This window comes from Candidatus Methylacidiphilales bacterium (genome assembly GCA_025056655.1).
Classification (GTDB): domain Bacteria; phylum Verrucomicrobiota; class Verrucomicrobiia; order Methylacidiphilales; family JANWVL01; genus JANWVL01.
The window spans coordinates 12,650-32,847 of sequence record JANWVL010000150.1; the positions used below are offsets into that span (position 1 = coordinate 12,650).

A 20,198-nucleotide genomic window follows, 5' to 3' on the forward strand; every position below is an offset into this window, starting at 1 on the left:
TAAACTAACGGTAGGCAGCCCGAATTCGAGGGTCGCTCCAGGCCAGAAGAACGTCAGAAATCAAATTTCCCAAAATTAACATACAGCTTCCCATCATGACACTGGCTAGAACAACAAATTGATCCTTACTCATGAAAGCTTCAAAGGTAAGACGTCCTAGACCAGGATAGTTGAGGATATTTTCAACAAGGACTGATCCGCTCAGTAAGCCAGCAAAAATAAAGCCAAGACTTGATATGAGTGGATTGATGGCGTTAGGAAGGACATGCTTAAACATTACTTTCATTTCTGGGAGCCCTTTTGCCCTTGCAGTAATGACAAACTCCGCACGAATCGCATCTAGAAAATTCGCGCGCATAATACGCATCATTCCCGCTGCGCCACTGAGGCCGAGAACAATCGTCGGCATAATCAAATGGTGGCCGATATCAAGTATCTTGCCAGTCCATGGTAAGAATTCATGTTCTATGGACGTCAGTCCACCGGTAGGTAACCAACCAGTTTGAGCCACTACGTATAAGCCCAACAGTGCTAAGAAAAACTCAGGCACAGATAACGCAAGAAATGCAAGAAGACCAGTGATACGATCAAAAATCGAGTCTTTATACATTGCGGCCAATACTCCAAGTGGGACAGCTATCAGGAGTGCAAAAATCGTCGAAGTGAGTGAAAGAAGAAATGTCGCAGGAAGGCGCTGAGCAATAAGTTGAGTGACCGGTATACGATACTTGTATGATTCGCCCCAGTTTAATTGTAGAACGTTTTTAAGCCAGATGAAGTATTGTTGCCACCAAGGCTTATCCAGACCGAATTGCTTTTTTTGTGCTTCAATAAGTTCAGGCTTAATATCTCGCTGCATTTTGAGATTGTCGAGATAACTACCTGGTGTGAATGTCATTAAAACAAAGGTTAGAAGACTAATGCCAAGCAAAAGAAAAGGCAGAGTCATTAACCTTTGAATAATTACCCTTTTCATTTTCTAAATCTCACCACGAATTAAATCTTTAAGGGTTTCTCTGCGACGCGCTACTTTTACTTGCTTACCATCTACGAGCAATTCCGCAGGACGTGGTCGAGCATTGTAATTTGACGCCATTACAAAGCCGTAGGCTCCTGTGCTCAGGATAGCTAAGTAATCACCGACTTTTAACTTTGGTAGTGCACGTGCTTTAGCTAGGTAATCACCAGACTCGCATACAGGACCTACGACGTCATAAAGGATTTTCGTTGCGGACGCAGAGGCTTTTCGAAGTGGCACAATTTCGTGATATGCTTCGTAAAGTGTAGGCCGGATCAACTCCGTCATAGCTGCATCCACAATGGCAAAAGTTTTGCTGATGTTTTTTTTGATATACAACACTTGAGTCACGATGATCCCGCTATTTCCGACGATGTATCGGCCAGGCTCTAGAAGGATTTTTATATTCAGGGGGAGCAAATGCTTAATGAGCCTCGATGCGTAAAGTTCCGGCGTAAACATTTCAGGGCGCGCCTTCCACCATTCGGGTTTGCCACTAGCTAAAGCGTCATGATAAACGATGCCCATACCTCCTCCAATGTCGAAAAATTCAATGCCATAACGGTCCTTAAGGCTGTGGACGAGAGGCAACATCTTAGTCACAGCTTTTTCAAAAGGCGTGACGTCTGTGATCTGAGAACCTATGTGTATCTGCACCCCGCGGGCCTTTAGATAACGTGAGCGAGCTGCACGACGATAGATAGGCTCAATGGCTTCGTAAGGGATTCCGAATTTGTTTTCATATAATCCCGTTGTGATTTTTTTGTGTGTATGTGCGTCTACGTTCGGATTAACTCGTAAAGCAAACGGCGCTGATTTCCTCAGCCGACGCGCAATGCGCTCAATATGCTCCAGCTCTGCCTCGCTTTCTACTATGAAACTATATATGCCTTCCCGAAGCCCGTATTCTATCTCTTCCGTGCTTTTCCCCACACCGACAAAGGTGCAACGACCGGGATCTCCACCAGCTTCAATGACGCGATACAGCTCTCCTGCTGAAGTCACATCAAATCCAGATCCGAGGCGCACAAGCTCTCTGACGATGGATAAATTGGAATTTGCCTTCATGGCATAGCAGATCTGGTAAGGTAAGACGCTCAGGGCGTAAGCTAAGCGGTTGTAATTATCGCGAATCGTATTTGCGGAGTAGATGTAGAGCGGTGTGCCGTGTTGTTGGGCTATCTTTTGAATTGGGACTTCTTCGACCCAAAGATGCCCTTTTACATATTGAAATCGGTGCATTGGGGCGAAAATAGCCTAAGGCGCACTTGCTGCAACGGTAAAACACCGACGCTTGGTGTGATCCACACGAGGCTCCATAGAGCTTATCACTAAGCAGAGGCAGAGAGTAAATTCGATTGAGAGCCAATCGCTAGCCGTTCTCTTAATAATTGGCTAAGAGGGGGAATATCTTTGGTGGGATCTAGCTTATGACCGTCTTTGCGTCGGATATAAAAGGTGTCGAGCGCAACCCCCTTTTCAGTAGTGATTCGAGCTATCCCAACATCTATTTTGCAATCAGCTAGTGCATTAGTGATTTGATAGAGCAGGGCAGGGCGATCCGTGGCCCGAATTTCTAACACGGTGTAACGGGGATCCATATCATTAGAGAAAAAGATTCGCGGAGGAATTTCATCCACTGGGAACGAGACAGTTTTGGGGGCAGGAATTTGGGGCTCGATGGAATTGCCGCTCACACAAAGACTGCGGTGCAATAGTTCTTTGAACTTTTTTTTGTCGCGAGGATCTGTGGCTGCTTTTTGTTGCCGCGTCATGACGGTAAATGTATCGATGACAATGTCGTCCTGACGTGTCTGAATATCTGCATGCACGATAGAAAGCCCTACTGCAGTTAACGCTGCGGTAATCTTAGCGAAGACGCGTTCACGGTTCCATGTGACCACGATAATTATAGAGTGATCCTCATCAGGGTAGTCAGTCCAAGAGATTATCGGAGCTAGTGGGTCGGATGAAGGATCGTGTTGTTGGATAAGAAACTCATGAACGGCAAGGATGTGGCTTTGGATAATATCGCTAGGACGTCCGATAGCATAGCGTATCGGCATAAGCTCGAAATGACGATTGATTTCCTCTGCCGGTATACGATCCTTAAGCGCGTTCAGACACTCTTCGCGTGTGGATTGGAGCTGCATATGAAGAGCCTCGATGAATTCCGACTCGCTTGCTAACGCTTGTGAGGCACGTCGATAAAGCATCCAATGAAGGCTTTGACTCCAGCGAGACCAAGCGACGTCACCACCTGTGGCTTGAATATCGGCATATGTGAGCAACATCAGAAGGTCGAGACGTTCTTGAGTTTTAACGATGCGCGCAAATTCGAGAATGACCGTTTCATCATCAATGTTGCGCCGTCGTGCCCATTCAGAGAGCGTGGTATGATGGTCTACCAGAAATACAAGCGTGGATAACTCCTGCGGAGGCAGACGTAGACGTCGAGCTGCACGCATGGCACAGACAGCGCTTGCTCCTGCATGATCACGGGTGTTTTGTGCTTTGCCTGTATCGTGAAGAAGCATTGCGAGGTAAAGAAGGTGGGGACGTTCAATGCGATGGATGAGTTGCTGATAAGGCTCCAGAGCCTTTATTTCAGACGCCACAAGAGCATCAAGAGTCTCGATAGCCTGCAGAGTGTGTTCATCAGCGGTGTAACGATGATAAAATTCATGTTGAACAAGACAAGTAAGCGGCGCGAATTCAGGGAAGAGACGTCCTAGAATACCTAGCTCGTGCATGGACCTTAAAGCGCGGCCGACCTGTCCTTTTTGTGAGAGGATATGAAGAAGCATATCGACAATTGAGTTTTCGTAGATCAATGAACGTTTCAGCAGATAGGCACGGCGGCGGATCTCTGAGGCCAACTCTGGAGAGAGAGGGAGTTGACGTTGTTGAAGAATAAGGAAAACACGGACTAGGAGCCTTGGATCTTGAGAAAGGAGCGTAGGACGCGCCATTGAGATTCCGTCCGGTTTTAGAGTAAATCCGTCAATAACTATGGCGCGGGGCGTGTTCTTTTTGAGAGGTAGGATATTCCAAAGTTTTTTCTGCTCCTGTTGATAGAAGCGAGCATGCAAAGTGTCGGTGAGCCATCGTGAGGTCTGATATATGATATTGGCATGGTGGTAGTAGTCTCGCATGAGAGCCTCGATGCGTCGGAGGAGGGTTTTATGTTGATAACGGAGTGAGTTGGCTATTTTGCCTTGTAATGGAAGTGTAAGAATATCGCCAGGTCGTTTTTGTAGGTAGTGCATTTCATGACGTATGCGGAGAAGGAAGTTATATGCTTTCTCAAGTTGCTTGCGCTCCGTCGGGGTGAGGTAGCGGCTTTCAACAAAGTCCTGCGTTGATTGAATGCCTAAAACGACTCGACCAATCCAAAGGAGATGGTGATAATCGCGTAACCCTCCACAACTTTGCTTAATGTTTGGTTCTTGCAGAAATACGGAGCGTCCTTGCTCGGTATGACGCCGAGTTTGATCTTCGATTCGCCAAAGCAGAAATTCTTTTTCTTTCCCGATTATACAGTGGCGCGGGAAATCGGTGTTGAAACGTTGCCAAAGGGCCTCGTCTCCGATGATGTAGCGCGTCTCAAGAAGAGAGGTTTTGGTTTGTAAATCTTCATTGGCTAGGGAGATAACTTCTTCCATTGTACGAACAGCGTAGCCTGGCTTCAATCCAAGATCCCAGAGTTGATAGAGGATGTATTCAATCCAAGGACGAGACAGCTCGGAGGCATTCGATTGGAGAAAGAGTAAATCAATATCGCTATGCGGACAAAGCTGGTAACGGCCGAATCCACCGACTGCAATCAGGGTTAGAAGTGGTTTTTTTTTGTCTTGAAAAGACTCCTCTGCTTTGCGCCAGAGATGGCGAAGAAGGGCGTTGATTAGAGCAGCTCGGTGGTGAGCAGTCGTCAGACCATCTTCTCCTTGTCGATGCTGGAGGAAGATTCTGTGTTCTTCGAGTTTGAGAAATCTCTGATATCGTGCAAGAACGTCTGATGGGCGTTTGAGATTTTCTGAGAGACGGTCAAGCTCGAGAAGTTCACGTTCGTAAAGACGTGGCATGGGCTGTGCGAAGAATCAAAGCGGTAAGAACCAGGATTGGCAAGCGGCATAAGTTTAAGTATAAGGGAGGTTATGGCTTATCTAGGAGTGAACTTGGATCATGTAGCCACCTTGCGGCAAGCACGTTATCGTGGATATCACACAGAAGACTTTGCTGAGCCTTCTCCGCGCCATGCAGCCAAGATTTGCCTGCTCGCTGGGGTGCCGCGTATCACATTGCACCTACGAGAAGATCGTCGACACATACAGGACTCAGATGTATTAGAGATCAGTCGTTTGAGCGGGGTAATTTTAAATTTAGAAATGGCCCCGACGGAAGAGATGGTTCGCATAGCCAGTAAAATCAGACCTGCCGAGGTATGCCTTGTGCCAGAGCGAAGACAGGAGTTAACGACAGAGGGTGGCTTGAACGTCCCAAAGCAAGCTAGCCAGCTAGAAAAAGTGATTAGAACGCTGACATCTAAAAAAATTAGAGTAAGTCTATTTGTTGATCCCATAATTCAACACATCGAGATTGCTAAAAAGATTGGAGCACATGTTATCGAGCTTCACACCGGAGCTTACGCTAACGGAAAGCGTAAAGCCGATCGACAACGAGAATTGAAGCGTCATGTAGCTGCTGCGCAAAAAGCGCGTGAACTGCAGTTGCAAATTAATGCTGGACATGGTCTCGACTACGACAACATTGTGGATTATGCGCAGGCCATTCCTGACGTGCATACGTTTAACATCGGCCATGCGATCGTATCGCGTGCGATGTGGACAGGCCTAAAACGCGCGGTTGAGGAGATGTTGGCCTTGCTTCCAAAAAATTCGTCTCCAGAATATAGTGAAAACAAAAAAATCTTATGAGTGCACAATTCGAAGCTTTAATTTTTCTAGCCGAAGGTTTTGAAGAGATTGAGGCAATCACGCCTATTGACCTCTTGCGAAGGGCAGGAATCAAAGTGACAAGTGTAGGACTCGACCGCGGTCAAATCACAGCGGCACAAGGCACCCGGCATCTTGCCGATATCACGTTTCAAGAGCTACCTTCCGACATTCAACCAGCTATCATCATTTTACCAGGAGGTAACTTAGGCACAGAGAATCTCTTTCAATCCGAAAAACTTAAGTCCTTGCTCTATCGGCAAATTCAAGATGGTAGATGGGTTGCCGCAATCTGTGCAGCTCCAACTATATTGGCACGACATGGTTTACTTAGAGCTGATACGCTGATTACTTGCTATCCATCCACAAGTCATTGGGTGCCTGCGGCTCATTATTCACCTACGAAACGCGTCGTTGTCTCACCGCCATTTATTACAAGTCAAGGACCTGGAACGAGCATGGAATGGAGTCTGGAGATAATTCGTCAACTTCGCGGTCAAGCCACAGCCGAGGAAATACAACGAGGGGTGATTGCTCAAATCTGCGCTTAGCCCTATTCAAACTTCAAAAAGTCTACATATGATACTATGACACGCAGGGAATGGCTGTGGATAAGTGCAGGTGCTCTCTTTTTCTGTCCATTACAAACACTACCTCAGAATACATCTAGACGAAATAAGAATACAAGTGGGCCAAGAGCCTCAACTGAGCAAGATTCAGGGCCGTTAATTATTCCGTTCAACCCTCTCCCTTACGATCCAGATGCTCTGGAGCCTTTTATTTCAAGGGAGATAATGGATCTGCACTATGGGCGTCACCATGCGGGGTATCACCAGGCTTTACAAGAAATGGTAACTCGACTCAACCTTAATTCCCGCCAAAATATCCAATGGATATTGAGAAATCTGGACGCCTTTCCTGAGGAGGCGCGTATGGTCTTACGAAATCAAGGCGGTGGACACTACAACCACGAGCTTTTCTGGAACTGTATGAAGCGAAATGGCGGAGGTCGACCTATTGATGAGCTTGGCAACGCCATCTCAGAAGCATTCGGAAGCTATGAAGATTTCCAAAAACTCTTCATTCAACACTCCATGAGTGTGTTTGGTTCAGGTTGGTGCTGGTTAAGCCTGACCCCAGATCTGAAACTCCATATTGAGACCACACCGAATCAAGACAATCCGCTCATGCACGGTCATACTCCTATCTTTGGCGTGGATCTTTGGGAGCATGCTTATTACTTGCAGTATCAAAATCGTCGCAACGATTACTTAGATGCCTTTTTCAAAATTATTAATTGGGATTTTATATGTGAACGCTATCGCAAACTTATAGCAGAGATTTCCACGTCACATCCCATAACTCAAAGGCCTGTTTCAACTCGCTGATGATATAACCCTCCGCAAATCATTTGAAAAATTACATACTCGATACAAACGTTCTTCTCCACGATCCCCAGAGCATCCAATCATTCGAGGATAATCATGTCTGGATACCAATAGAAGTCCTTGGAGAATTAGATAAATTTAAAAACGAGATGAGCGAGCGAGGCGCTAACGCCCGAGTCGTTCACCGAATGTTGATGGAATTATTCCCAAGTGCTGAATGCTCAATTTTAGAAGGTGTAGAGACAACATTTGGAGGCAAAATTTCTATCGGTATCAACCCATGGATGACTCTCACTAAGAAACATCGGCGTTGGAGAGAGCTTGCTGCACTATTTCCACAGATGGAAACCGTTGACCATCGACTGCTAGCTTTTGCCCTTTACCTTAAAGAAAGCAGGCCGGCTGATAGAACTGTTATTGTTACCAAAGATATCAATCTTTATCTGAAAGCTCTCGCCATCGGCGTAGAGGCTGAAGATTACCGCACGGATAAAGTCTCCCCGTTAGATGTTGAATCCACATTACCAGCATCACTCGAACTTTCCGCCACAGAATTGCAACGATTTATGAGCACGGGGCAGATTCAGTTGCCTGCCTCAAGAAAACTTGATTTTTACATTAATGAATACGTCACTTTTACAACCGATGGTCGCAAACATGTCCCTGCACGTTATCTCGGAGAGAATACTTTTCGTAGGTTAATCGTCCCGCAAACTGTTCCTACTTCTCCTTATTACCAACTCAAACCCGCAAACCTTGGGCAACTCTGCCTGATGGATGCCTTGTTAGATCCTCAAATATCCTTAGTCACATGCTACGGCATCGCAGGCACTGGTAAGACCCTTTTGGCGATGGCCGCAGGACTACATCAAGTAATGAAACGCGAATACGATGGCATAACAATCAGCCGCCCCGTTGTAACGATGGGAGAAGGAATCGGATTTTTGCCAGGGACCTTGGAGGAAAAAATGCGACCTTGGCTACAACCCATCTACGATGCCCTCGAAATTTTGATCCCAGCCTATCCCCACCCAGATCCGAAATATTTCGGCAAAAAGAAACGAGCAAATAAGAACACCCAACTTTTCTCCCAGATCCTCTCACCGCAGCACAACGGTTCATCTTCCCTGAAGCCTGTCAAACCCTACGAAAGACTGATCCAACAAGGCCTGATTGAAATTGAAGCATTGTGTTTCATTCGAGGACGATCCATCCCCAGACGTTATTTTGTCCTAGACGAAGCTCAACAAATCACCCCCCGAGAGGCAAAAACGATTGTCACTCGCATGTCCCAAGGATCTAAACTCGTGATGGTCGGAGACCCCGCACAAATTGACAACCCCTATGTAGATTCACGATCCAACGGCCTGGTTTACACCCGCAACCGCCTAAAAGGCCATCCTCTTGCTGCTCATGTTGCTTTGCATAAAGGAGAGCGAAGCCCACTTGCAGAAATCGGCGCATCACTCATGTAGTTAATCCTAAAGCCGAGCAACTACCTTACGGAATGCTTTTGCTAAAATAGCTACATTCGATTGGATAGAATAATTCTCCTCTATCCAACGTCGTCCATTAGCAGCTAATCTTTTTCTTAAAGGCTCGTCATTCACAAGCAATTTCACAGCTCTAGCAAGTTGCTCTTCATCAGTGGGATCAACTACGAGACCCGTTTCCATATGCGTCACTGCCTCATTTGCACCAGCCATTCGAGAGCAAATTACAGGCAACATATGTGAAAAAGCCTCAGGAATAACATTTGGCAAGCCATCCCGATCTCCATGCTGATCGATCTCCCCAGTGTGCCAGAAAATATCTGCCCATTCATAAGCCCTCTGCACCTCGCTGTAAGGAAGCGCCCCGACGAAGTTAATGTTATCCAATCCCAGCTCCTTCACTCGATCTATTAAGTCATGCTTTAACTCCCCATCTCCAATAATCGTTAACTCAAAGTCTATCCCCCATTGTTTCAGCAAATAACAAGCCATTATCTGATGAATATGTCCCTTCTTAGGCACAAGTCTCCCCACAGAGAGAATACGCACTTTATTCTCTATTTTTCTCTTCTCCTTGACTGGAGGAAGTTCTTCCAATCCCCGACGAGCCAAAACTATTTTCTGAGGCTCTGCTCCAAGCCGTGTAAGATGACGAACGTTTTCATGGGTAGTGGTGTGAACAAACTTCGCGGCCTGGAGCTTCAAATGCAAATAAGGATCGCCCCCATCTCGATACAAATCATAAGCATGAGCGCCAAAACTAAAACTTTTATTCGCTAAGTAGGCGACTACAAGTGCTGCAGTAGCTGGCATTGTTGCCCATGTTGCATGGATGTGCTTGATGGCACTGTTTCGAAAATACTCCGCTTTTTCCAAAGCAAAATAGACTCCCCATAAGGTGTAGCTGATCTTTTCTCTTTTTATAGGAGTCTTCCACTCCAATATCCCCCGGATCGCTTCCAATAGTAATATTGGTCGCCTGCGCCACTCTCTCCAAAATGCAACGATGAATTTTTTGATGAACTTATTAGTTTTTATAAGAGGAAAATGATACACGGATGTGCCCTCTGGTGGAGGCGGATCTTGGTTGAAATCATGTTTCGTGCAGCAGGAATGTATTTCTATCTCAAATCCTTGTTTGGCTAGCTCACGAATTTCACGCTCGAGAAATGTCTGCGTCAACACGGGAAACTCCGAGCAAAAATAAGCAAGCCTTATTTTACTCTCCATCTATCCCTTTTAGCTTTTTTCAGCGTAAAGAGCAATAGCTGCCTCGAGAGCTTGACATACTCTTTCCGTGCCATCTTCAAAACCCCTCTGAATCTTTTCGCGGTATTTATCCAATGAAATCTCAAAGCGCCTGAATAAATCAAGACTAGGAGACAAATCTAAAGAGTAGTCCCCATATCCTAATGCTCGCACATACCATGCATTTAGAAATTGCTCAAATAAACCCCGAATGGGAAAACATAAAATCGGTTTCTCATAATAGAGTGCTTCACAGATTACGTTGTGACCACCATTCACTACCGCATAAGAAGCACCGGATAAATCCTCCAAAAGGCGTCTTTCGCTGAACCCCCTAAAGATCAAGTTACCTTCCTGTTTCTCACAATGGCTCATGCCGTATATGACCACTTCCCGATCCAGCTTTTTAAGCGGTTCTAAAAGACGGCTGAAAGTTGCGCTCGACTGATAAACAAAAACATAATCCCCACGCCGTGGCGAAAATGCTCTTACTTCATCACGTAAAACAGGAGGCAAAAGCAGATTCAGTTCACCCTTCCTCTGAGTCCTTTTCAACCCCGGATGGAAGAAAGATACAATCAAATTATGGCGACTAACGTCATAGAGAAGATAATCGTTAACCATTGCCAAGCCCCACGAAACCTTCTGCCCCCACGGAACTTCATATTCACAAGCTTTCAAAACATGACTATGATCGATAGAGATCAGCGGCCACTTCTTCAACTTCGCTATCCACGGCAAAAAAAATTCTCGATCTACCACTACAACATCCGGCCTGAATTTTTCTGCTACCGCACAGACCTTCTCTAGCACGTTAGGAAAAGAACAAATACAATTTAATGCATGACCGATAGTCCCAAAGACCGACACCGCTTGCCTGCGATGAACTGTTCGCAAGACAGGCACTTCCAAAAAATTTTCTTCTCCACGCATTCTCTCAGCCACTCTACCACCTCCCACAAAAAAGAATTCATGCCTACCTCGCAACCGACTGAGTATCGCAGCCGTACGCGCCCAGTGCCCCCAAGTGTTCCCCATTATTCCATACAAAATTTTAGCCATGCCCCTTTTAGAACCTTCAGTTATCCTCCTTCATAACAAATAAACCCTGAGCAAAACAACATCCTTCTCAAAATGCCTTGGAAACAAGAAGATATCATCCGTGGCTTTAATGATATCGCTACAAATTATGATAGTTCAAATAACTTAATGACTCTTGGTTTTCACCGACTATGGAGGAATCAACTCATACACTCAGTAGTCGCTTCTCACAAACATCGATCTAGCTGTAAAATTTTAGATCTCGGCACTGGCACGGGTGACGTCGCAATAAGCCTCGCAAAATCACTTCCACAAGCTCATATCTTAGGCGTCGATCCATCAGCCACCATGCTGGAGCAAGCGAAAAAAAAGGCCGCACACATATCTACTACAACAGCAAGTATTCACTGGCTCCACGCTGAAGCGGCCAATCTCAATATACCGCCTCATTCGTTAGATGCGATCACGATGGCTTGGGTGATTCGCAACATCCAAAATCCAAAGGAAACCCTTCAAAGACTTCATAATCTTCTTCTGCCACACGGCACAATTCACATACTCGAGAGTGGACGCCCTATCTCACCTTTTGTTCAGTTGTTCTATCCCATTTATTCAAAACTTTTCCCCTATATCGGTGGCTTAATTTCTAAACGTCGAGACTTCTATGACTACTATCGCCGTTCAGTTGATTCATTCCCCTTTCATACAAGCTTCTTGCAAATACTCACAGAAGCAGGTTTTCACCGACCACACTCACGGCCTCTTTGGGGAGGTGTCGTTTATCTTTACACTGCCCACGCTCAACCTTAAAACGACCTCCGCTTTTTAAACCTCAGGTCCTGATCACCGTGAAAAGCATACTTATCAAACTGACCTATAACCTGCTTTTCACTATCCTTTTCCTTCTCGCGTCACCATATTACTTGTATCGCCTGTGGAAACGAGGCCGCCTCTTTAACTATCACTTTCTTGAGCGTCTCACCATTTACCGCGCCGAACAGGAACATCGCCTAGAAAAAGCTCATGACTTTTGGATTCATGCCGTAAGCGTTGGAGAAGTTCTTATTGCTCGTGCTCTGCTTCGCGAGCTGAGAACCCTCTCCCCACACGTGCGAGTTGTGATCACAACTACGACTCCAACCGGTCATCAAGTTGCCCTTCCGTTACAGGATGAACGGACACTTGTCCTCTTCGCCCCGTTCGATTTTCCATTTATCCAACGCCGCGCCTTCATGAAGATCCGCCCACGCAAGCTTCTCCTTATCGAATCTGAAATCTGGCCAAACATGATCTGGCAAGCCTCAGCATTCAACGTCCCCATCGCGTTAATCAACGCCCGACTCTCCGACCGAACGGCACAACGGTACCAAAAATTCTCGTTCTTCATCCGCCCACTACTTGATCATCTCGAGATTATATTCGCACAAGATCCGTCAGATATCCCTCGTTTGCGTGCAGCTGGCTTTCCATCAGACCGCATCGTCTGCCCTGGCAGTATGAAATATGATGTCGCTGCCTTAACATGGTCTGCTCCCTCGACAGCACCCAAGCAAATACTCAATAAGCTAAAGTGGCCCGAGCAAGCGCCTATTTTACTAGTCGCAAGCACCCATCCTGGCGAAGAAGCAATGATCGCAGAACTCTGGCCCACGCTCCACAAAAATTTTCCGCAACTAAAATGTGTTATTGCGCCACGCCATGCAGAACGAGGCTCTTCAATTCTTCAACTATTCCGCAACCTTGACCTACATCGAGCCATCTTGCGTTCGCAACTCTCGCCAGAATCTACCCCTCCATCAATCGATATTCTGATCCTTGATACAACGGGCGAACTCCGATCGTGGTTCCCATTCGCAACGGTAGTCATAGTCGGAAAAAGCTTTCGAGCCCATGGAGGCCAAAACTTCATCGAAGCAGCACAAGCAGGCAAGCCCATCATCGTTGGGCCCAACATGGAAAACTTCCTGCCTCAGACCCAAGCCTTCGTAAATCAAAAGGCACTTATACAACTTGAAAACGAAAACCAACTCCTACCCACTCTTCTCGAGCTGCTATCCTCCCCTCAAAAAGCACAAGACATTGCTCAACGCGCCCAAAAACTATTTCAGGAATCCTGCGGCGCAGCAAAGAGAACAGCCCTCCATCTCCTCAATCAAAAATAACTTCACCGATGAGCTCCTTCAGAAATTTTCTTCTCCTGCACACAGCGAGACAAAGAAAGAATCTTGCTGAACACGCCCTCCACCATTTCATCCACAAGGGCGTCTGTTAACTCCTCCATACTAGGCTGCACATCTGTTACTTTTTCTTTCGCTATCCCTTTCAATCGCCTAAGTAATTCTCGTTCTCGCTCCGCATCAAATATTGGATAATTCAGACAAGACTTAATCCTCCCGACGTGTGATGCAATCCCGAGGCGCTTGATCAACAGCAGTAAAATCTGCTCATCAATCACGTCGATTTCCTCACGTAATTTTTTAAGCTGACTCTCTGCCTCTTCCGTTTTCATTTTTACTTCTTACGTCAGCATTCTGCTGAGATTCTCTCAGATTGGTCAATCCTTCATCATCCGCGCAAGAGACTACATTTTTCTCAAAGAGATCTGTCCCCTGCTCTTCTACCCCTTGCTTTTCCACCCGCCTCAATTCATGCGCATCGGGCAACTCATCTAAACTCGCCAATCCAAAAAATTCTAAAAATTCGTCTGTCGTACGATAGAGTTGCGGACGCCCCGGCAAAGCGGCTCGACCTGCCCCCTTAATCAATTTACGCTCCAACAACGACTGTATCACTCCATCCACAGCGACCCCACGTATGGACTCAATCTCAGCACGTGAAATCGGTTGACGGTAAGCGATCACAGCAAGCGTCTCTAAAGCTGCAGGACTCAGTTTAGCAGGCTTTTCCTCGAAAATCTTTTCTATCCATGGAGCGAACTCCACACGAGTGCCGAAACGATAACCTCCATTCACCTCATATATTCGGAAAGCCCTTTCCTCAATATCATAACGCGTCTGCAGCTCCTTTACTTTCGCCATTATGACTTCTTCAGTAACCTCTTCTTGCACACTATCGCTCCCCTCCGCCCTTACCTCTTGTATAATTTTGAATAATTCTTTCACTGAAATTGCTCGCGTCGCAGCGAAAATCAGAGCTTCAATAACCTGCTCGAGCCTTATCCCTTTCAAATTTGACGTTTCACTTGGATTCATAAATTAAAACCCAATTTCATCCATCTTTTTACTGCCCACTGGGCAAAGCCTCATCACCGTCCGATAAACCAACTAACTCTATCTCGCCGAATAAAGTGGACTGTAGCGCTTGTATCTGCCGGAGCCTTACCAATTCGAGAACAGCTAGAAACGTGACAATCAACTCCTCTCGATCCCTTGCATCTGAGAAAAGCTCAGAAAATGCTATACGCTTCCCATTGGCGAGCAATTCCCTGATCCATACGATTTTCTCTCCTACTGTGAAGCGATCGCCAATAAGTCGCTGCTCCTCTTTTTCAAAACGTTCTAAAATTTTCTGAAAAGCCTCAAACAATGCAAAAATCGCATCATCTCCTAGTCGTTCGACCTTCTTGGTTATTAAATTCCTGTCGTCACTCCCTCGCCATGCCACCTTGCTCTGCTTATCACGCAATTCACCAAGCTTGTATGATAGTTCTTTAAACTTTTTATACTCTAAAAGTTGTCGGATAAGCTCCCAACACGGATCCTCTTCTTCGTTTTCCTCGAGAATAGCTTGTTGTTCTTTGGGCAGAAGAGAGCGGCTCTTCAGATAGAGCAACGTGGCTGCCATCACGATATATTCCCCAGCAATTTCTAAATTCAGTTCCTGCATCAAGGCTAAGTGATTCAGGAAACCTTCGGTAATTCGCTCTATCGGGATAGAGTAAATATCTATCTCATCCTTTTTTATCAAATAAAGGAGTAAGTCCAGCGGGCCCTGAAACGTCGGCAAGTCCACGCGAAGCGGGGCCGGAGGATTCTCGATAAACTCAGGATTGAGGAACATGTTAAGATATTCCAGTCACCTCACGCGCTCGTTCTAGTGTCTCCTTAGCCAAGCCTCTGGCACGCACACCCCCCTCTTTGAGTATGTCCCACACTTCGTCACGATGATTTTCATAGTAAAGATAACGCTCTCTTATCGGCTCTAGAGCTTGATTCAGCTTAGCAGCCAGTTGTCTCTTGTATTCACCGTAGCCAATACCGCCTCTTTGCATCGAGGCGATCCACTCTTGAAGCTCATCGGCAGTAGCTACAAGACGATAGAATGCAATTAACAGCGAGCCTTCTATCGGCTTCGGAGCTTCCACCGGAGTGCTATCCGTTTTGATCGCCATGATTTTTTTCTCCGTAGCTTTTGCACTGCAAAAAAGCTCAATTGTGTTTCGGTAGGATTTCGACATCTTCTGCCCATCCAACCCAGGCACCACAGCCACCGTCTCCTGAATATCAGGCTCAGGAACTCTGAAAACTTCACCAAAGATGTGGTTAAACTTCATCGCTAAATCTCGCGCGACCTCAATATGCTGCTTTTGATCCTTCCCCACAGGCACTCGATCCGCTTGATACAGAAGAATATCGGCTGCCATCAAAACTGGATAAGCAAAGAGTCCGTGCGAAGCTTGTATTCCTCGAGCAATTTTATCTTTGTAACTGTGGCATCGCTCTAGCAGACCCACCGGCGTTACAATCGAAAGCAACCATGCAAGCTCGTGCACTTCGGGCACTGCACTCTGGCGAAAGAGAAGCGAGCGTCGAGGATCAAGACCACAAGCGAGAAAGGCAGCGGCTACGTGCCATACGTTTTCCCTTAAAGCTTTAGCATCATGCACAGTCGTCAACGCGTGATAGTCTGCGATAAAATAGACAGCCTCTCCTTCATTTTGTAGCATTAGAGCACGCCGCATCATCCCATAGTAGTTACCTAAATGCAGCGCACCAGAGGGTTGTATGCCCGAAAGAATCCGCATAAAAATCGGCTAATATCCATCCGGGGCTCATGTGACCAGCTTTTTCCTCATTTTTAACCAATCACCCCGTAGCTTTAAGCCCATAAGCAATGCCTGCTACCGTCAACGATAGCAAGCGATGGAGCTCGATCGTCGGGCTGCGTCCTTCTTCGAGTATTTTCCTCCATTCAGGCAGATAGCGAATCTGCAGGTAATTCAATGGATCAATCGTGGGATTTCTCAGGCGAATTGAATCTGCAAGCGTTTGTTGCCGTGCAAGAAGATGCGGATCGCCCATCACTTGGAGCACATAGTGACGAGTAGTTTCAAATTCTGTTTTAATTAAACCGAAAATTTTCTGACGGACGGATTTGTCTTTGACAAGCTCAGCATATCGAGAAGCGATATGTAGGTCTGTCTTTGCAAGAGAAACCTCGACATTATCCATTAGTGCCGCAAAAAATGGCCATTCTTTCGCCATTTTTTTCAGCAGACTAAGTCCTTGCTTATGTGAGTCGATAAAAGTTTTAAGAGCATGACCGACTCCATACCAAGCAGAAAGAAAATGTCTGGACTGTGACCAAGAAAAGACCCACGGAATCGCACGAAGTTGACGTATATCAGTCGAAGTGCGTCTGCGACTTGGTCTCGATCCAATCGTTAAGTGCTCAATCAGAGTAATGGGTGTCGCTTCGTAAAAGTATTTTTCAAACTCTGGCGTTCGATAAACCAAATTCTGATAATGCTCAAAAGAAAGGTCCGCCAGTTCCTGCAAAATCTTCTCCCACTGCGCCAGATGCGGAGGAGATGTCGATCGTAGATTTTGATACAAGGCTAAGAGAGAGGCAGAAGTGAGTTGTTCAAGATTTCGCACAGCTATCGTGGGATTAGGATACTTAAAGGTAATCACTTCGCCTTGCTCAGTGATTCTTATCTTGCCATGAGGACAAGCAAGAGGTTGAGCACGAATCGAACGGTAACTTAAACCACCTCCTCGATCGATCGTGCCGCCTTTGCCGTGGAAGAGCCTCAAAGTGATACCGTGTTCATTAGCCTTCTCATATATCTTTTTGTGAGCAAAGTAGAGATATGTATTTGCCGCTAGATAGCCGCCGTCCTTGTTGGAATCGGAATACCCGAGCATGACTTCCTGAACGTTGTCCATTTTTCTGAGATGCGCGCGGTATGAAGCGTTTCTCCATAGTTCTTCGAGGATAAGATGCCCATGTTTAAGATCAGTGATTGTTTCAAAAAGAGGAACGATGTTGAGATGGCTCAACTTAACCTTCTTTGCAAGCGAATGGATATGGAGAAGCTGATCTGCGGATTGCGTCATACTCAGTATATAGTGATCCGCAGCGTGCTTACCGTATCGTTGCTGTAGAGTTTTAATGGTTCGAAGTTGTTCAAAAATATCCTCGGGTGCCGATTCAAGCTTACCGCTGTGATCACGAAAGTCCATCGACGCAAAGTAATCTTGGAAAATCATGATTTGATGAATCAGATCGGTAATACGGCCATTGGCAGCATAAGTAGCACGCTGAGCAAGAAGACTTTCCTTGATTGCGCACAATTCCACTAATAACTCTTGCGAGGAAACTTTAGCGAGATGTATTTTCTCCAAAAGCTCCCGAAGTCGAGTTTTACTCACATCGGAACGCTTCAATAGATCAAAATCCTTAAGCTCTCGCTGAAGACGTGCTTCCAGATCCTGCGGATCACTGTGGGATAGTTCCTGCGTTAGAGCTTGGATTTGCCGTGCATAAAGAGAGAAGACCTGTTGACGTTGCTGCTTGAGTGCCGCTGCACTGACTTCTGGAGTAACAAATGGATGGCCGTCTCGATCACCACACACCCAAGTGGCAAATTGAAGAATGGGCCTTTTAAGTGTAACTTCCGGGTAGAATTCTTGAAGGGCATTCTTAAAAGATCGATAAAAGTCTGCAACTGCTTGAGCAATTGTATGTTCGAAGATGTAAAGCAAATGGCTAAGCTCATCCAAAGGCGTGATTCTTTGCTCACGGACCTCTTCCGTTTGCCACAAGGCCTCTAGTATCTCATGTGGATTTTCAAATTGCCCTTGCAGTCTGATGAAATGCGTGAGAACACTCCTTCGGCGGGCTTGAGTCGGATGCGCAGTGAAGACCGGTGTGACCTCTAAACTGTCCAACATTTTTTGGAGCTCCTCGTGACCTACACCTTGTCGTTTAAGCTCGGAAAGAGTATCGCGTATGGATTGTCGAGGACAAGGGTCTGCAGTGAGGCGTCGCACGCGCTCTCTTTCCTCACAAAAATTAGCGAGTTGAAAGTAGAGGCTGAAAGCGTGCGTGATAGCATATGCCTCCTTGAGAGTGAGACGAGAAAGAATCCTTTGGATATTTTGGGCTGTATGTTCCTGCTCTTGGTAGGTCTTGCTGCGACAGAGGTGGCGTAGCTTCTCTACTTGGTGATAAATCCGCTGGCCAGCTTGAGCTGAAATGATCTGATTCAACGCTTTCGTGATCGTTTTTAAGTCTTGACGTAGAGTCGTAGGCATATTGATGGTCAACAAATATAAAAAATCACAAAGCGAGTTATCAGAATACTGAGAGCCGTATTTTTACACTACTTTAGATTCGGATGGCGAGAGTTTACTCTTTGGTTTTTCTGCTCAATCACTGCCAATGCAATCAGAATCTCGGCGCAAGTGCGCTGCAGAATATAGGCCCAGCCCGAGAGTCCATCTCGCCACAGGCCTTTGATCAAGAGCAAATACCAGGGCATAAGAAGTGGCACGATCCAGAGCTTGAGACGCAAACGGTCATTTCGTCCAAGAGTGGAAGGGGGCGTGCTTAAAAGCTTTTGAGCTTCGAGCTGGGCGTATTGGATTTGATTGCGTCCCCAACGCTCGAATGCTTTACGGTCATCATGCAGGATATACCCATCGATGAAATGCTTGCGCTGATCTTTAATGTCTAATTTTTGTGTATGTCCATCAGGTATATAGACATGCATCCCTCGTCTAAAAAGAACCGCACGCGGGGGGTATATATTCGTCTTTAGAACACGACCGTAAAGTATGAATTTAAAACGCCCGTAATAAACGCTGCACGGATTGCTTACATCAAGCCTGCGTATACCATCGAGAAACTCAGCGGAGACAATATAATCCGCGTCAAGACTCAAAATCCATGGAGTGGATACCTGGCTAATCCCAAAATTCCACTGGTTGGTATGATTATCAAACGGACGATGAATGACCTTTGTGTTGTTAAAGCTTCTAGCTATCTTTAAGGTTTCATCAGTGCTACCACTGTCAACAATCACCACTTCCCTAGCCCATGTAAGAGCCTGGAGCGTCCGTGCTATGTTTGGGGCCTCATTGAAAGTCAGGACTAACGGAGTAATAAGGTCTAAATTCATTTTTCTTGAAGAATCGAGCGATAGAGTGTTAGTAGATTTGAACCCATTTTTTCAAGCGAGAATTGCTCCTTTGCCAACTTCAATGCAGCTTGTCTCATTGGACTAGTGTCTTCTATAAGCACTTTGCGAAGTGCTTGTGTATAGTCTTTGGTAGTATGCTCCTCTACTACGTAACCTGCTCTATAAGCAACGATCCATTCCGAGATTGCAACCCCTCTTCCTGTGATGACAGGAAGTCCAGATGCCAGAGCTTCCACGGCTGCAATCCCAAAATTTTCAGATTGAGAGGGCAAAACAAAAACATGCGAAGCAGCCAGTGCGTCCAGTTTTTCTTGGCCAGAGAGAAAACCTGTCCAAAGGATTTCGTTTTTTAATGCAAGGCTAAAGGCAAGGGCTTTGAGGCTCTGAACATAACTTCTAAGTCCATCCCCGGCTATAATAAGCAGGCTGTCTTTGTGGAACGGATAAATGGCCGCGAAAGCTGGTATTAAAATCTCTAAACCTTTCTTCGGATCTATACGAGAGAGAAAAAGAATACACTTTTTGCCCCTGGCTTCAGGGTATGTCTTTAAAAAATTTTCTGAATAGCCTTTTTGATATAATCCGATATCTATACCTAGTGGCAAAATTCTGGACTTTATTTTTGGAATAAGTTGTGCAGCCTCTAGGGCTTCTTGCTTGCTTGTAAAA

The 20,198-nt window shown here is 45.9% G+C and carries 18 protein-coding genes; 6 read left to right on the top strand and 12 right to left on the bottom strand.

Annotated elements, in window-relative coordinates; genetic code table 11:
* Positions 1 to 4: 4 nt before the first annotated feature.
* The 3 genes from NZM04_09890 to glnD form a co-directional block, all read right to left on the bottom strand.
* On the bottom strand, positions 5 to 976 hold the full coding sequence (locus NZM04_09890) for an ABC transporter permease (protein ID MCS7064328.1): 972 nt from the start codon (positions 974 to 976) through the stop codon (positions 5 to 7).
* Positions 977 to 979: 3 nt separating this feature from the next.
* On the bottom strand, positions 980 to 2,260 hold the full coding sequence (gene lysA / locus NZM04_09895; GenBank protein MCS7064329.1) for a diaminopimelate decarboxylase: 1,281 nt from the start codon (positions 2,258 to 2,260) through the stop codon (positions 980 to 982).
* A gap of 89 nt (positions 2,261 to 2,349) precedes the next feature.
* On the bottom strand, positions 2,350 to 5,103 hold the full coding sequence (gene glnD, locus NZM04_09900; protein MCS7064330.1) for a [protein-PII] uridylyltransferase: 2,754 nt from the start codon (positions 5,101 to 5,103) through the stop codon (positions 2,350 to 2,352).
* A gap of 72 nt (positions 5,104 to 5,175) precedes the next feature.
* Here glnD and NZM04_09905 point away from each other — a divergent pair, with 72 nt between their 5' ends.
* The 4 genes from NZM04_09905 to NZM04_09920 are packed head-to-tail and all read left to right on the top strand — an operon-like array spanning position 5,176 to position 8,836.
* The gene (locus tag NZM04_09905; protein MCS7064331.1) at positions 5,176 to 5,955 is read left to right on the top strand and encodes a pyridoxine 5'-phosphate synthase; all 780 of its coding nucleotides are present in this window, start codon (positions 5,176 to 5,178) and stop codon (positions 5,953 to 5,955) included.
* Positions 5,952 to 6,524 carry a DJ-1/PfpI family protein gene (locus NZM04_09910; protein ID MCS7064332.1) on the top strand — a complete coding sequence of 191 codons (573 nt, stop codon included), beginning with the start codon at positions 5,952 to 5,954 and terminating at the stop codon, positions 6,522 to 6,524. Before NZM04_09905 ends, NZM04_09910 begins: the two co-directional genes overlap by 4 nt.
* Before the next feature lie 36 nt (positions 6,525 to 6,560).
* Positions 6,561 to 7,361, top strand: coding sequence for a superoxide dismutase (locus tag NZM04_09915; protein MCS7064333.1), 801 nt, complete (start codon positions 6,561 to 6,563; stop codon positions 7,359 to 7,361).
* Between the two features lie 23 nt (positions 7,362 to 7,384).
* Positions 7,385 to 8,836 (top strand): PhoH family protein, encoded by a 1,452-nt coding sequence (locus tag NZM04_09920; GenBank protein ID MCS7064334.1) that lies wholly within the window; start codon positions 7,385 to 7,387, stop codon positions 8,834 to 8,836.
* A 6-nt stretch (positions 8,837 to 8,842) separates the two neighbouring features.
* Here the strand turns inward: NZM04_09920 and NZM04_09925 are convergent, their stop codons facing one another.
* On the bottom strand, positions 8,843 to 10,084 hold the full coding sequence (locus NZM04_09925) for a glycosyltransferase family 4 protein (GenBank protein ID MCS7064335.1): 1,242 nt from the start codon (positions 10,082 to 10,084) through the stop codon (positions 8,843 to 8,845).
* A gap of 9 nt (positions 10,085 to 10,093) precedes the next feature.
* Complete coding sequence (locus tag NZM04_09930) at positions 10,094 to 11,164, bottom strand: hypothetical protein (GenBank protein ID MCS7064336.1); 1,071 nt, start codon at positions 11,162 to 11,164, stop codon at positions 10,094 to 10,096.
* Between the two features lie 72 nt (positions 11,165 to 11,236).
* Between NZM04_09930 and NZM04_09935 the strand changes: the two genes are divergently transcribed.
* Both NZM04_09935 and NZM04_09940 read left to right on the top strand, forming a co-directional pair.
* On the top strand, positions 11,237 to 11,953 hold the full coding sequence (locus NZM04_09935) for a ubiquinone/menaquinone biosynthesis methyltransferase (protein ID MCS7064337.1): 717 nt from the start codon (positions 11,237 to 11,239) through the stop codon (positions 11,951 to 11,953).
* A gap of 113 nt (positions 11,954 to 12,066) precedes the next feature.
* Entirely contained in the window at positions 12,067 to 13,305 is a 1,239-nt protein-coding gene (locus NZM04_09940; GenBank protein MCS7064338.1) for a 3-deoxy-D-manno-octulosonic acid transferase, read from the top strand.
* A 2-nt stretch (positions 13,306 to 13,307) separates the two neighbouring features.
* Here NZM04_09940 and NZM04_09945 read toward each other — a convergent pair whose 3' ends face one another.
* From NZM04_09945 to NZM04_09975, 7 genes are all read right to left on the bottom strand, one after another.
* The gene (locus tag NZM04_09945; GenBank protein MCS7064339.1) at positions 13,308 to 13,652 is read right to left on the bottom strand and encodes a chorismate mutase; all 345 of its coding nucleotides are present in this window, start codon (positions 13,650 to 13,652) and stop codon (positions 13,308 to 13,310) included.
* Complete coding sequence (scpB, locus tag NZM04_09950) at positions 13,621 to 14,355, bottom strand: SMC-Scp complex subunit ScpB (protein MCS7064340.1); 735 nt, start codon at positions 14,353 to 14,355, stop codon at positions 13,621 to 13,623. Before scpB ends, NZM04_09945 begins: the two co-directional genes overlap by 32 nt.
* Positions 14,356 to 14,383: 28 nt before the next feature.
* The gene (locus NZM04_09955; protein ID MCS7064341.1) at positions 14,384 to 15,163 is read right to left on the bottom strand and encodes a segregation/condensation protein A; all 780 of its coding nucleotides are present in this window, start codon (positions 15,161 to 15,163) and stop codon (positions 14,384 to 14,386) included.
* A 1-nt stretch (position 15,164) separates the two neighbouring features.
* Entirely contained in the window at positions 15,165 to 16,127 is a 963-nt protein-coding gene (gene trpS / locus NZM04_09960; protein MCS7064342.1) for a tryptophan--tRNA ligase, read from the bottom strand.
* 61 nt (positions 16,128 to 16,188) lie between these two features.
* The gene (locus NZM04_09965) at positions 16,189 to 18,642 is read right to left on the bottom strand and encodes a phosphoenolpyruvate carboxylase (protein ID MCS7064343.1); all 2,454 of its coding nucleotides are present in this window, start codon (positions 18,640 to 18,642) and stop codon (positions 16,189 to 16,191) included.
* A 68-nt stretch (positions 18,643 to 18,710) separates the two neighbouring features.
* Positions 18,711 to 19,508, bottom strand: coding sequence for a glycosyltransferase family 2 protein (locus NZM04_09970; GenBank protein MCS7064344.1), 798 nt, complete (start codon positions 19,506 to 19,508; stop codon positions 18,711 to 18,713).
* On the bottom strand, positions 19,505 to 20,198 hold a 694-nt coding region (locus NZM04_09975), incomplete at its 5' end, for a glycosyltransferase (GenBank protein ID MCS7064345.1). The genes NZM04_09970 and NZM04_09975, both read right to left, overlap by 4 nt.